The organism is Nocardia sp. NPDC046473 (assembly GCF_040645995.1).
GTDB lineage: Bacteria > Actinomycetota > Actinomycetes > Mycobacteriales > Mycobacteriaceae > Nocardia.
Genome location: NZ_JBEYZJ010000001.1, coordinates 471,924 through 484,839 on the forward strand (window position 1 = coordinate 471,924; position 12,916 = coordinate 484,839).

Sequence of the window (12,916 nt, forward strand, 5' to 3'; positions counted from 1 at the left end):
GACTCAGGAGAATCAATGGAAGCCTTCACCGTGCACAAGGGGATCGGCGTGCCGTTCCGCCGTTCCAATGTCGATACCGATCAGATCATCCCGGCCGTGTACCTGAAGCGGGTGACCCGCACGGGATTCGAGGACGGACTCTTCGCCGCGTGGCGTAACGATCCGGACTTCATTCTGAACAACGAGCCGTACAACCGGGGCAGTGTGCTGGTAGCGGGTCCCGATTTCGGCACGGGATCCTCTCGTGAGCACGCCGTTTGGGCGCTGTCGGACTACGGCTTTCGGGTGGTGATCTCGTCTCGCTTCGCCGACATCTTCCGCGGCAATGCCGGTAAGGGTGGGCTGTTGGCCGCTCAGATGTCACAGAACGATGTCGAAATGCTCTGGAAGTTGCTCGAGGAACAGCCCGGACTCGAATTGGTTGTGGACCTCGAGGCGCGCACGGTGACTGCCGGAACCGCCGTGTTGCCGTTCGATATTGATGACTACACGCGGTGGCGTCTGCTCGAAGGATTGGACGACATCGGGCTCACGCTGCGCCGCAGCGACACCATCACCGAGTTCGAAAACGCAAGGCCAGCATGGAAACCCACTACCCTGCCAGCACGTATTTCGCAGTCCTAAACACCCTTGGGTGTTAGCTGGATGGCACCGGGGCCGATAGCTGGACGTGTGCTAAACCACATGAATTTTGGCGTGGCACATAGACTCTTGCCCATTCTGGGTTTACCGTGGTACCTAGTCGGTCCGACGACGGGCCATTAGTCTGCGGAGGATTCAATGAACAAGGCGGAACTGATCGACGTTCTGACCGAAAAGTTGGGTACTGATAGGCGCACGGCCACCGCGGCAGTCGAGCATGTGGTCGACACCATCGTGCGCGCGGTGCACAAGGGTCAGAGCGTCACAATCACCGGATTCGGTGTGTTCGAACAGCGTAAGCGTGCGGCTCGAGTTGCCAGGAACCCGCGCACCGGCGAAACCGTCAAGGTGAAGCCCACTTCGGTGCCTGCGTTCCGTCCGGGTGCTCAGTTCAAGGCCGTGATCGCGGGCAAGCAGAAGCTCGCCCAGAGCGGTCCCGCCGTCAAGCGCGGCGTGAATGCCCCGGTGGCAGCCAAGAAGGCGGCCGCCAAGAAGACGGCGGCGAAGAAGACCGCCGCCAAGAAGGCCACCCCCACGAAGGGCCCGGCCAAGACCACGGCGAAGAAGGCCGCCAAGAAGGCGCCCGCAAAGACCGCTGCTCGCAAGACGACTGCGGCCAAGGCGCCCGCCAAGAAGACGGTCGCCAAGAAGACCGCGGTGAAGAAGGCTCCGGCCAAGAAGGTCACCGCCGCCAAGAAGACGGTGGCCAAGAAGACCGCCGCCAAGAAGACGGTCGCCAAGAAGGCTCCGGCCAAGAAGTCGGCTGCCAAGAAGGCTCCCGCTCGCGGTCGCCGCTAGATACTGCGCCAGTACGGTATTGGCGCCGGATGACCGGCCGTAAGGCCGAAACATCCGCTGTACCGATCGAACACGGCCCCGGAACCAAGGTTCCGGGGCCGTTTCGGTTGTCCAGGGCGGTCTTTCAGAGCATCAGAGTCCGGTTTACTGCTCGGATGGTCAGGCCTTCACGAAGTCGGCGTTCAGCGACCGGTCCAGATGGTCGGCGGCGACCAGCCGGCCGTCGACGAAGGACAGCACCCACACACTGCCCTTGCGGTTGCGCGCGGACGGCAGCGTGACGCCGTCGCGCTCGGCCCACCACCGCAGCAGATCGGGAATTACCTTGCCCTGACTGCAAACAACGGGCACCTCGGTATCGGGGATCAGCGCAAGGATCCGCTGCCGCGTCTCGTCCTGCGCTGCGGCATAACCGATTTCGGAAAGCAGCGGCTCGAGGATGATCTCGGTGTCGAGCTTCTCGGCCAGCGGCGTCACCGTCTGCACGCAGCGCACCGGATCGGCGGAGTGGATCTCAGATGCCCCGAACGCCAGCAGATTCGACACCAGGGCCCGCGCTTGGGCCTGTCCGGACCGATCCAGTGGGCGCAGCGGATCGGGACCGGAGAAGCGGTCTCGCCGACCAGCTTTCGCGTGCCGCACCAACAGCATGGTGCGGGTGTTCGCGGGCAGCCGGGTGAACGCGCGCAGCACCTGCCGATCCATCGGATAGGACAACTGCTCCATCACCTGGTCCAGCGCGTACCAATTCAGCACGTCCACTTCGTCATTCGAGGTGAACTCGCCGCCGGCCACCTCGGCCGCCCAGTAGTCGACCCGCTTCAGCTTGCGGTGTCCCGGAACGGGATAGGTGACGTGGCCGAGGTAGCGGCCGAGCTTGCAGTCCAGACCGGTCTCCTCGCGGACCTCACGGACCGCGGCGAGCACCGGCGTCTCACCGGGATCGAGCTTGCCCTTGGGCAGCGACCAATCCTGATACTTCGGCCGGTGCACGACGGCGATCTCCAGCGCGCCGTTCGTCGCCCGCCGCCAGACCACCGCGCCCGCGGCGTGAATGTTGGCGGTAATACGGGGATCCCAGAAGGGTCCCCCTTCCATTTCGTACCCCGTAGCACCACTCACTGCTGTTCGGGCCTCCGCAGGCGCATCAAGAACTCTTGGTGGTCACGTACTTTGACGTCGTCGTCGCCCGCGTGCTCGGGTCGGGCCAGCCAATTGCCATCCGAGGTGAGTACCCAGCAGCGGGTGTCGGGATGCAACGCGGAGTCGAAGACCTGCCCGAGCTGTTCGGTCAGCCGCGGATCCTTCACCTGCGCCATCACTTCCACGCGCCGGTCGAGGTTGCGGTGCATCATGTCCGCGCTGCCGATCCAGTACTGATCTTGCGCCTGAAAGTGCATCACCCGCGAATGTTCCAGGAAGCGGCCGAGGATCGAGCGCACCTCGATGTTCTCGCTCATGCCCGGCACGCCGGGGCGCAGTCCGCAGATGCCGCGCACCACGATCTGCACCGGAACGCCGGCCAGCGAGGCCCGATACAGCGCGTCGATAATCTCCTCGTCGACGATCGCGTTGGCCTTCAAGCGGATTCGGGCGTCCTTGCCCTGCGCGGCCAGTTCGGTCTCGCGCTGGATCCGCTCGATGATGCCGGCGCGCACGCCGTGCGGCGCGACAAGCAGGTTGCGGTAGTTCTCTTTTCGCGAGTAACCGGTCAGCGAATTGAACAGGTCGGTCAGGTCCGCGCCGATTTCCGGTGCGGCGGTGAGCAATCCGACATCCTCGTAGAGCCGCGCGGTCTTCGGGTTGTAGTTGCCGGTGCCGATGTGGCAGTAGCGGCGGATGGTCGCGCCCTCGCGCCGCACCACCAGGCAGGTCTTGCAGTGCGTCTTGAGGCCGATGAGGCCGTAGACCACGTGCACGCCGGCCTGTTCCAGCGCGCGGGCCCATTTGATGTTGGCCTGTTCGTCGAATCGCGCCTTGATCTCGACCAGCGCGACGACCTGCTTGCCCGCCTCGGCCGCGTCGATGAGCGCGTTGACGATCGGTGAGTCACCGGAGGTGCGGTAGAGCGTCTGCTTGATCGCGAGCACCTGCGGGTCGGCGGCGGCCTGTTCGATGAACCGCTGCACGCTGGTGGAGAACGAGTCGTAGGGGTGGTGCACCAGCACGTCGCCCTCGCGCAGCGCCGCGAACACATTGCGCGGGGTCTCCCGCTCGCCGAACGCGGGCGGGGTGGCGGGCACGTAGGGCGCGTCTTTGAGGTTGGGTCGATCCACCCCGTACACCTGCCATAGGCAAGACAGGTCGAGCAGGCCGGGTACCTGGATCACATCGCCTGGATCGACATCCAGTTCGCGCAGCAGCAATTCGAGCATGTGCTCGGTCATGTCGTCGGAGACCTCGAGGCGCACCGGCGATCCGAAGCGGCGGCGCGCGAGTTCGCGTTCCAGCGCCTGCAGCAGATCCTCGTCGCGGTCCTCATCGACCTCGAAGTCGGCGTTGCGGGTGATCCGGAACGAGTGCTGCTCAACCACTTCCATGCCGGGGAACAGCAGATCGAGGTGCGCCGCGATCAGCTCCTCCATCGGCAGGAAGGCGGCGATGGTCGAACCGGCGTCGGTGCGGCGCACCCGGACGAACCGATCGACGTTGTCCGGCACCTTGACTCGCGCGAAGTGCTCGCCGCCGGTAGCGGAATCCTTCACCGTCACCGCGAGATTCAGGCTCAGGCCGCTGATGTAGGGGAACGGATGCGCCGGATCCACCGCGAGCGGGGTGAGCACCGGGAAGACCTGATCCTGGAAGTGGCCCGAGAGACGTTGGCGCTCATCGTCGTTCAGGTCGGTCCAGTCGATGATCGCGATGCCCTCGGCGGTGAGTGCGGGCAGCACGTCGTCGAGGAAGACCCGCGCGTGCCGCACGGCGATTTCCTGCGCGCGGGCGGCGATCAGTTCCAGCTGCTCGCCGGGTGAGCGTCCATCCGCGGAACGGACCAGTAGACCGGTTTCGGCGCGGCGCTTCAGACCCGCGACCCGGACCATATAGAACTCGTCGAGGTTCGACGCGAAGATGGCCAAGAATTTGGCGCGCTCCAGCAGCGACAGCGACGCGTCCTCGGCGAGCGCGAGCACCCGGGCGTTGAAATCGAGCCAGCTCAACTCGCGGTTGAGGTAGCGATCACGTGGCAACTGTTCGACGGTGGCATCGGTCTGCACCGGCGTCGCCGCGGGTGGCGGCGTCGGAAGCAACTGCGGCTTGACGGTCTCTGTATCGCTCATGCCGTTACCTCGCTGGGGCTGGGCACCGACACGCGCGATGCGCGCTGGCAGTTGGATAGCTCGCTTCGCTCACTCACGCCAACGATCATCCCCTACGAACCGGGTGCTGTGGAGCCCGACACTATGATTGCCATGAGCATCACCACGCGCTGGCGATCTCCTAGCACACTCGGCGAACCGGCTGATGAACACGATCTGGCCAGCCGATGTCGTGCAGCGCGACGCTGGTCGCATTTCCCGCGCCCAGCTCAATGGCCAGGTCCAGGTCCTCGGCCGTGTCGACATCCAGCCGTAAACCGGGCCAATCGCCCGTCAGATCCACCGCACCGGCGGCGATGTGTTTGCCCGCCGACCCGGGGCCGAACCGGGGTTCGAGGTCGGCGACGGGATCGCGGACAAGTAGCGCGGCCGTGCCGGTGCCTGCGTGATCCACCACGATCGAGCGCAGCCCGCGCGGCGCGAGCGTCAGTACGTCGGCCAGTTCCTCCGCGCGCAACGCGGGCAGGTCGGCCTGCAACGCGAGTAGATCGACCGGACCATGCCGGTGCCGCAGCCCGGCCGCGGCGTCGGCCAGCGCGCTGTTCAGTCCGTCCAGTCCGGCGGGGCGTGGCTCGGGATGCACCGCGGCGCCCATCGACCGTGCCAGGTCGGCCACGACCGGATCGGGCGTGACCACGACGACCGAGGCGATCTCCGGAACGGCCGCGGCGGCGGTCAAGGTGTCGGCGAGCATGGCGAGGACCAGCCGGGCCCGGTGTTCCGGGCGCAGCCGGTCGGCCAGTCGGCTCTTGGCCTGATCGAGGCTCTTCACCGCGATCACGGCATGCACAGCGTGCGGGCGCATGCGTCCAATCCTTCCATGGCATATTGGGCAGATGACGAGGGCGGCAGTTATGGGCGCGGGATCTTGGGGGACCGCGTTCGCGAAGGTGTTGGCGGACGCGGGAACCGAGGTCACCATCTGGGCGCGACGACCCGAAGTCGCCGAAATACTGCACACCCAACATCGCAATCCCTCTTACCTCACCGATATTCCGCTGCCCCCGCTGGCGGCCACGCACGACCCGGCCGTCGCGCTGGACGGCGCCGACATCGTGGTGCTCGCGGTGCCGTCCCAATCGCTGCGCGCGAATCTCGAACAGTGGAAGGGGCTGATTCCGTCCGACGCGTCGTTGCTCAGCCTGGCCAAGGGCATCGAGAACGGCACGCTGCTGCGGATGAGTCAGGTGATCGGCGAGGTCACCGGGGCCGACGAGAGCCGCATCGCGGTGCTGTCCGGCCCGAATCTGGCGCACGAGATCGCCGTCGGTCAGCCCGCCGCCACCGTGATCGCCTGTACCGACACCGATCGTGCCGTGGCTTTGCAGCACGCGTGTGCCACCGGATACTTCCGGCCCTACACCAACATCGATGTGATCGGCTGCGAGGTCGGCGGCGCGAGCAAGAACGTGATCGCCCTCGCCTGTGGCATCGCCTCCGGAATGGGCTTGGGGGACAACACCGTCGCCAGCATCATCACCCGCGGCCTCGCCGAGATCATCCGGCTCGGCGTGGCCCTCGGCGCCGAACCGGCCACCCTCTCCGGCCTGGCGGGCGTCGGCGACCTGGTCGCCACCTGCACCTCACCGCTGTCGCGCAACCGCTCGTTCGGCCATGCGCTCGGCGCGGGCGGTTCGATGGAAAGCGCGCAGGAGGCGACGCACGGCCAGGTGGCCGAGGGCGTGAAGTCCTGCACCTCGATTCGCGCACTGGCCGTGAAACACGACGTCGACATGCCGCTCACCACCGCGGTGAACCAGGTCTGCCACGAGGGCATGGCGGTGCGCGAAGCCGTCGGCAATCTGCTCGGCCGGCGGATCAAGCCGGAGTAGTCCCAGCACGGACACGCGCCGCAGTTACGCCACTGGGTAGCGGTGGGGACCGTGCGCCGCGACGGGTACGGTTCGGGGCATGACGAAGCGGATCCGGGTGGCTGTGGTTTTCGGCGGGCGGAGCAATGAGCACGCCGTCTCCTGCGTGTCGGCGGGCAGCGTGCTGCCGAACCTGGACCCGGAAAAGTACGACGTCGTGCCGATCGGCATCAGCACCGAAGGCACCTGGGTGCTGGCCGATTCGAACATCGCGGCGCTCGGGTTCCACGATCGCGCGCTGCCGTCGGTCGACGCCACCGGTACGGCGTTGACCCTGGCGTCCGGTCCGAGTAACTCGGGTGCGCTTGTCGCACTCGACGATCCCGGCGCCACCCTCGGTTCAGTGGATGTGGTGTTCCCGCTGTTGCACGGTCCGTTCGGTGAGGACGGCACCCTGCAGGGCATGTTGGAGCTCGCCGGAGTGCCTTACGTCGGGGCGGGCGTGCTGGCCAGCGCGGCGAGCATGGACAAGGAGTTCACCAAGAAACTCCTTGCGGCAGAAGGCTTGCCGGTCGGCGTCCAGGTGGTGCTGCGGCCGGGCACCGAGACGGTGAGCGAGGCGGACCGGGCCCGGCTGGGGCTGCCGGTGTTCGTGAAGCCCGCGCGCGGCGGTTCGTCGATCGGCATCACGAAGGTCGACGACTGGACCGGGTTGGCCGCGGCCATCGCCACGGCCCGGGCGCACGACCCGAAGGTGATCGTCGAGGCGGGCATCGTCGGCCGCGAAGTCGAGTGCGGCGTACTGGAATTCCCGGACGGCCGGGTGGAAGCCAGTGTGCTGTCGGAGATCCGGATGCCGGAGGAAGGCGCGACCGCCGCGAACCCCGAGTTCTACGACTTCGAGACCAAATACCTCGACGATGTCTGCGAATTCGACGTGCCGGCGAAGCTGGACGACGAAGTCTCCGACAGCGTCCGGGAACTCGCGGTCCGGGCGTTCCGCGCACTGGACTGTCAGGGCCTGGCCCGCGTCGACTTCTTCGTCACCGCCGACGGACCGGTGATCAACGAGATCAACACCATGCCCGGCTTCACGCCGATCTCCCAGTACCCGCGGATGTGGGAGGCCACCGGCATCGACTACCAGGACCTGGTGTCCATCCTGGTCGAGACGGCCCTCGCGCGCGGCACCGGACTGCGCTAGCGCCTCAGTTGGGGAGCGGGCCCGGATCGAGCGGCATCGCGGGCAGGTTGGCGGTGATGGTGTCGGAGACCGCTTGCAGCGGGGTGGGGCCGGAGCCGTCGGGGACGGTCAGCGCGATGTAGGTCTCACGGTCGACGGCGAACCAGGTGCTTGCCTTGGCGGCTTGGTCGCGGGCCTCGAACCACTGGACGCCGTTCACGATCTGCAATGCGGACGCGCGGTTGAATTCGAGCGGGCGGTCCAGGCCGCAGCGCAGCACGATCGGGTCGCCGCCGTCGGTGTGCTGCCAGGCGCGGGTGGCCGGTGGGGAGGGTTCGACGAGGGTGGATTTGGTGTAGTCGCCGAGTTCGGTCGGCAGGGCGGGCAGCAGGTTGGTGCAGGCGGGGCCGGTCGCGGCGGGCGCGGGGACCGGGCCGAGGACCAGCGGTTCGCGTTCGACGGGGGCGTTGCGGGCGAAGATCGCGATCACCAGCACGGCGACGACCAGCGCGACCGGTAATGCCACGGCGGTGGCGATGAGTGCCGGGGAGTGCTGGCGCGTGCTCGCGGTCGAGTCGGTGCCGCTGGTCGCGGTGTCGGTATCCGAGGTCGCGGATTCGGTGTCCGGCGGACTGTCCACGGTGCTCTCGGCGACCTGTCCGGCCGTGCCCTTCGCCGAATCGTGGTCCGACGATTCCGCCGCCATGCTCACCGATCCTTCCTGTTGCGCTAGCCGGGTGGTCGGCGGCCGCGCGCAGGCGCGGGTGCCGTGACCGGCCCGGTAGCAGTCGATTGCCCTGAAAAGGGTACCTTCGGGTCGATTCCAGCCGTCGGCGCGTCTGAAAGGACCGGTCATCAGCGAGCACACGGGGCCAAGGACGGTGCGTGAACTCGGCGAGTTCGCGCTGATCGAGCGGATCAACCGCGGCCGGGTCCAAGCGCCGAGCGTGCTGCTCGGGCCCGGCGACGACGCCGCCCTGGTCGCCGCGCCGGACGGCCGGTTCGTGGTCACCACCGACATGCTCGTGCAGGACCGGCATTTCCGCCTCGACTGGTCGAGTCCCGAGGACATCGGGCGCAAGGCGATCGCGCAGAATGCGGCCGATGTGGTCGCGATGGGCGCGTGGCCGAGCGCGTTCGTGGTGGCGCTCGGCTGCCCGGCCGACACCACATTGGATGTGATCGACGGCCTGACCGACGGAATGTGGGCCGAGGCGACTCGCGCGGGCGCCTCCATCGCGGGCGGCGACCTGGTTCGCAGCCGCGAGCTCGTCATCTCGGTCACCGCGTTCGGCGATCTGCGGGGCCGCGCGGCCATCACGAGAGCCGGTGCGCGCGTGGGGGACACGGTCGCCGTCGCCGGTCGCCTCGGCTGGTCGGCCGCGGGCCTCGCGATCCTGACCGCGGGCACCGGATCCGCCGACTTCGCCGAAGCGCTTGCCGCGCACCGTGTCCCGCAGCCGCCGTATCCGGCAGTCCTGAATGCGCAGACGGAAACGGGCCTGAATGCACTGACCGATGTGTCCGACGGCCTACTGGCGGATCTCGGCCATATCGCCGAATTATCCGGTGCCGCTATTGATCTGGATTCGTCCGCATTGCACGATCGGGCACTCGCCGATATCGCCGCCCGCATGGATGCCGATGCGGCGCAATGGATTCTGACCGGCGGCGAGGATCACGCGTTCGCCGGAACCTGGTCGCCGGACTGTGACCTGCCCGCCGGATGGATGCCGATCGGCCGCGTGTGCGCCGGTCACGGCGTCACGGTCGACGGCGCCGCGCGGTCGGGCAGCGCCGGCTGGGAATCATTCGGTGGGGCGGACTCGGCGGTCGCGAGCGAACCACGATAAGTTGTGCGGTCATGGGCGCGAAACCACTGTCGGAAATTGTGGATCCGGGATGGGCGAAGGCACTGGAGTCGGTGGCGGAACGCATTTCCGCCATGGGCGAGTTCCTGCGCGAAGAGAACGCGGCGGGCCGCGGCTATCTACCCGCCGGTGAGAACGTGCTACGCGCCTTCCAGCGCCCCTTCGACGCGGTGCGCGTGCTGGTCGTCGGCCAGGATCCCTACCCGACTCCGGGCCACGCGATGGGCCTGAGTTTCTCTGTCGCGCCGGATGTTTCACCTGTCCCGCGCAGTCTGGCGAACATCTTCGCCGAATACACCAAGGATCTCGGCCACCCGACGCCGTCCTGCGGCGACCTGAGCCCCTGGTCCGATCAGGGCGTGCTGATGCTGAACAGGGTGCTCACGGTGGCGCCGGGCCAGCCCGCCTCGCATCGCGGTAAGGGCTGGGAGGCGGTGACCGAACAGGCCATTCGCGCGCTGGTCGCGCGGGACGAGCCGCTGGTCGCGATCCTCTGGGGCCGCGATGCGGCCACCCTCAAGCCGACCCTGGTCGAGGCCGAGATCCCCTACATCGAGTCCGCGCATCCGTCGCCGCTGTCGGCCTCGCGCGGTTTCTTCGGTTCGCGCCCGTTCTCCCGAGTGAACGAACTGCTCGACGAACTCGGCGCCGAACCCGTTGACTGGCGCCTGCCCTGAGCCGGCGTCTGTGTGTGAGTTACCTAGATTGATTGTCGAGTGAGGAGCTTTTCCATGCCCAACACCACCGTTCGCGGCGTTCTGCGCGGCACCACCGCCACCCTGGCCCTCTGTGCCGCCCTCGCGGGTGGCGCCGCGACCGCGAATGCCTCTGGGTTGCCGCTGGAGCCTGCCACGGAGACCACCTCGGCCCCGGCCGCCGACACCTCGTCGACGCAGATCGGCGAGGAATTCACCTCCAACGGCTCCTCCACCATTTCCTCCTCGGTCAACGCCAAGGTGGCCTGCCTGCTGCAGCGCACCCTCAGCGCTTCCGGCAAGTGGGACTGCTGAGCTAGTTCGGCAGGCTCGCCGCGAACCGTAACCGGTTCTATGCGATCCTCGGTTCGTGAGTAATGCGAACAATCTTCTCGAGCCCACGCCATTGCGGCTGCGCGGCTCGGGTGGGCTCGAACTGGCCGCCGACCAGTTCGGCCCGGCCGACGGTCCGCTCGTCGTCTTCCTGCACGGCGGCGGGCAGACCAGGCACTCGTGGAAACAGACCGGCGCGAAGCTCGGTGCCGCGGGCATGCGCGTGGTCACGCTGGACGCGCGCGGACACGGCGACAGCGCGTGGTCCGAAGACGGCGACTACCGCCGCGACACCATGGTGCGCGACCTGCTACTCGCGCTCGAACAGCTCGGAGCGCCCGCCGTCGTGGTCGGGGCGAGCATGGGCGGCATCACCGGCCTGCTCGCTACCGCCGCGCCCGGCGGCGACGCGATCAGCGCGCTGGTGCTCGTCGACATCGTGACCAGGCCCGAGAAGGCCGGTGTCGCGCGAGTGATCGACTTCCTCGGCAAGCACCGCGGCGGCTTCGACAGTCTCGAGCAGGTCGCCGACGCCGTCGCCGAATACCTGCCGCATCGGCCGCGCCCGAAGAACACCGACGGCCTGCTGCGCAACCTGCGCGAGCGGGACGGTCGCTGGTACTGGCACTGGGACCCGGACATGCTGTCCGGCCGGGTCGAGGACGCGTCGGAAATGACCGACCAGCTGGAAGCCGCCGCGCGCAAGTTGACGATTCCGGTGTTGCTGGTGCGCGGCCTGCAGTCGGACGTGGTGAGTTCCGAAGGCGCCGCGGCTTTTCAAGAGTTGGTGCCGCACCTGCAGCTGGTCGAGATCGGCGGTGCCGCGCACACCGCGGCCGGTGACGACAACGACTCGTTCACCGACGCGGTAGCGAAGTTCGTCCTGCAGACCAACCAGTGAGTTACCGGTAGTTCGGCTTGCGCTTCTCGACGAACGCGTCGACGCCCTCGCGGCCGGTCGCGTTGTTGGCCGCCGCGGCGATCGCGTCGCGCTCGCGATCGAGCTGATCACCGAGGGCCGACGAAGCAGACTGTGCGAGAAGCGTTTTGATGCTCGCGTAGGTGGAACGCGGTCCGGCGGCGAGGGTTCGGGCCAGGTTCAGCGCCTCGGCCTGCACCTCGTCATCGGCGACCAGCCTGCTGAGGATGCCGAGCCGGACGGCCTCGTCGGCGTCCAAAACCGCGTCGGTGAGCAGGATTTCGTGGGCCCGGCCGAGTCCGACGATGCGCGGCAGCGTCCAGGACATGCCGCCGTCGGGGCTGAGGCCGATGCCGGGGTAGGCCGGGCGCAGCTTGGTGCTCGGCCCGCCCAGTGCGATGTCGGCGGCGCAGACCAGGCTCATTCCGGCGCCCGCCGCCCAGCCTTGAACGCCGACGACCACCGGGATGGTGGTCGCGTCGAGTGCGCGCACGAAGTGGTGCAGATCCGTTGCCAGGCCATAGATGTGGGCCGCCCGATCGGCCGCTGCCGCGAAGCCGCGGACATTGCCGCCCGCGCAGAAGTTCGCGCCGGTGCCGGTCAGCAGCACCGCGCCGACCTCGGAGCCGAGCGAGCGCAGCGCGGCCGTGCCCGCGACGATCCCGCCGAAGTCCATGGACGTGCCATTCGCGGCGGTCGCGATGGTGATCTGCAGAACGCCGTCGACGGAAGTCACGTACCCGGCTTGCTCGGTGGAGGTCATGATCAGCACCCTACTGTGTGCATATGTACGGTCCGGAAGCCCGGTTTCATCACACAGTGCCGGGCGCGCGCACCATCTTTACCTCGATCGACGGCGAGAAGGCTTCGACTCTGCTGGTGCCGTCGAGTACGAAACCGTGCTTGCGGTAGAAGGCCAGTGCGCGCGGATTCTGCTCGAATACCCACAGTGAGTACGTCTCCGACGGGTCGAGCGCGGCTCGCAGCAGATCGTGCGCGACGCCTGTGCCGTACCAAGGCGAACGAACGTACAGCGCGTTCAGTTGGTGCGAGGGTATCGGCGGATCGTCGAGTGTCTCGCCCGCGCTGGCGAAGCCGATCACCTGCGCACCGACCAGCGCGACCCAGGTGCGTCCGGGGTACTTGACCCGGTTGCGCTCCCACTGCTCGGCTCGTCGCGCTACGTCGAATGCGTCCAGCACGTGCGCGGGCACCAGGTCGCGGTAGGCCTCGCGCCAGCAGGCGATGTGGCATTCGGCGAGCGGGTAGGCGTGCTCGGCGGCAAGTGGGATGATGCGCCAGTCTGGCTCGGTCATACCCACCTATCTATGACGAAGCCCCGGACCA

14 protein-coding genes are annotated in these 12,916 nt (G+C 67.6%); 8 read left to right on the forward strand and 6 right to left on the reverse strand.

All coding sequences use genetic code 11. The features are described 5' to 3' along the window. Positions 1-15 precede the first annotated feature (15 nt). Complete coding sequence (leuD, locus tag ABZ942_RS02220) at positions 16-624, forward strand: 3-isopropylmalate dehydratase small subunit (RefSeq protein WP_357378178.1); 609 nt, start codon at positions 16-18, stop codon at positions 622-624. Between the two features lie 156 nt (positions 625-780). Then, complete coding sequence (locus tag ABZ942_RS02225; RefSeq protein ID WP_357378180.1) at positions 781-1,440, forward strand: HU family DNA-binding protein; 660 nt, start codon at positions 781-783, stop codon at positions 1,438-1,440. Positions 1,441-1,599: 159 nt separating this feature from the next. Here ABZ942_RS02225 and ABZ942_RS02230 read toward each other — a convergent pair whose 3' ends face one another. From ABZ942_RS02230 to cofC, 3 genes are all read right to left on the reverse strand, one after another. Next, positions 1,600-2,538, reverse strand: coding sequence for an NUDIX hydrolase (locus ABZ942_RS02230; protein WP_357378182.1), 939 nt, complete (start codon positions 2,536-2,538; stop codon positions 1,600-1,602). 20 nt (positions 2,539-2,558) lie between these two features. Continuing rightward, on the reverse strand, positions 2,559-4,718 hold the full coding sequence (locus ABZ942_RS02235; protein ID WP_357378184.1) for an RNA degradosome polyphosphate kinase: 2,160 nt from the start codon (positions 4,716-4,718) through the stop codon (positions 2,559-2,561). 160 nt (positions 4,719-4,878) lie between these two features. Further along, entirely contained in the window at positions 4,879-5,562 is a 684-nt protein-coding gene (cofC, locus tag ABZ942_RS02240; protein WP_357378186.1) for a 2-phospho-L-lactate guanylyltransferase, read from the reverse strand. Positions 5,563-5,593: 31 nt separating this feature from the next. On the opposite strand from cofC, the gene ABZ942_RS02245 reads away from it, so the two are divergent. Further along, the gene (locus tag ABZ942_RS02245) at positions 5,594-6,589 is read left to right on the forward strand and encodes an NAD(P)H-dependent glycerol-3-phosphate dehydrogenase (protein ID WP_357378188.1); all 996 of its coding nucleotides are present in this window, start codon (positions 5,594-5,596) and stop codon (positions 6,587-6,589) included. A 79-nt stretch (positions 6,590-6,668) separates the two neighbouring features. Beyond that, positions 6,669-7,772 carry a D-alanine--D-alanine ligase family protein gene (locus ABZ942_RS02250; RefSeq protein ID WP_357378190.1) on the forward strand — a complete coding sequence of 368 codons (1,104 nt, stop codon included), beginning with the start codon at positions 6,669-6,671 and terminating at the stop codon, positions 7,770-7,772. A gap of 4 nt (positions 7,773-7,776) precedes the next feature. Here ABZ942_RS02250 and ABZ942_RS02255 read toward each other — a convergent pair whose 3' ends face one another. Beyond that, positions 7,777-8,457 carry a DUF3515 domain-containing protein gene (locus tag ABZ942_RS02255; RefSeq protein WP_357378192.1) on the reverse strand — a complete coding sequence of 227 codons (681 nt, stop codon included), beginning with the start codon at positions 8,455-8,457 and terminating at the stop codon, positions 7,777-7,779. Positions 8,458-8,632: 175 nt separating this feature from the next. Between ABZ942_RS02255 and ABZ942_RS02260 the strand changes: the two genes are divergently transcribed. Genes ABZ942_RS02260 through ABZ942_RS02275 form a run of 4 tightly spaced genes read left to right on the forward strand, consistent with a single transcriptional unit; the run spans position 8,633 to position 11,551 of the window. Next, positions 8,633-9,604 (forward strand): thiamine-phosphate kinase, encoded by a 972-nt coding sequence (locus ABZ942_RS02260; RefSeq protein WP_357378194.1) that lies wholly within the window; start codon positions 8,633-8,635, stop codon positions 9,602-9,604. Positions 9,605-9,615: 11 nt separating this feature from the next. Next, positions 9,616-10,299 carry a uracil-DNA glycosylase gene (locus ABZ942_RS02265; RefSeq protein WP_357378196.1) on the forward strand — a complete coding sequence of 228 codons (684 nt, stop codon included), beginning with the start codon at positions 9,616-9,618 and terminating at the stop codon, positions 10,297-10,299. A gap of 54 nt (positions 10,300-10,353) precedes the next feature. Next, a complete protein-coding gene (locus tag ABZ942_RS02270) occupies positions 10,354-10,632 on the forward strand; it encodes a hypothetical protein (RefSeq protein ID WP_357378197.1) in 279 nt (92 codons plus the stop codon). A 55-nt stretch (positions 10,633-10,687) separates the two neighbouring features. Continuing rightward, on the forward strand, positions 10,688-11,551 hold the full coding sequence (locus ABZ942_RS02275) for an alpha/beta hydrolase (protein ID WP_357378199.1): 864 nt from the start codon (positions 10,688-10,690) through the stop codon (positions 11,549-11,551). 1 nt (position 11,552) lies between these two features. On the opposite strand, the gene ABZ942_RS02280 is transcribed toward ABZ942_RS02275, so the two are convergent. Then, entirely contained in the window at positions 11,553-12,332 is a 780-nt protein-coding gene (locus tag ABZ942_RS02280; protein WP_357378201.1) for an enoyl-CoA hydratase-related protein, read from the reverse strand. A gap of 49 nt (positions 12,333-12,381) precedes the next feature. After that, positions 12,382-12,885: a GNAT family N-acetyltransferase gene (locus tag ABZ942_RS02285; RefSeq protein ID WP_357378203.1), complete on the reverse strand. Its 504-nt coding sequence runs from the start codon at positions 12,883-12,885 to the stop codon at positions 12,382-12,384. Positions 12,886-12,916 lie beyond the last annotated feature (31 nt).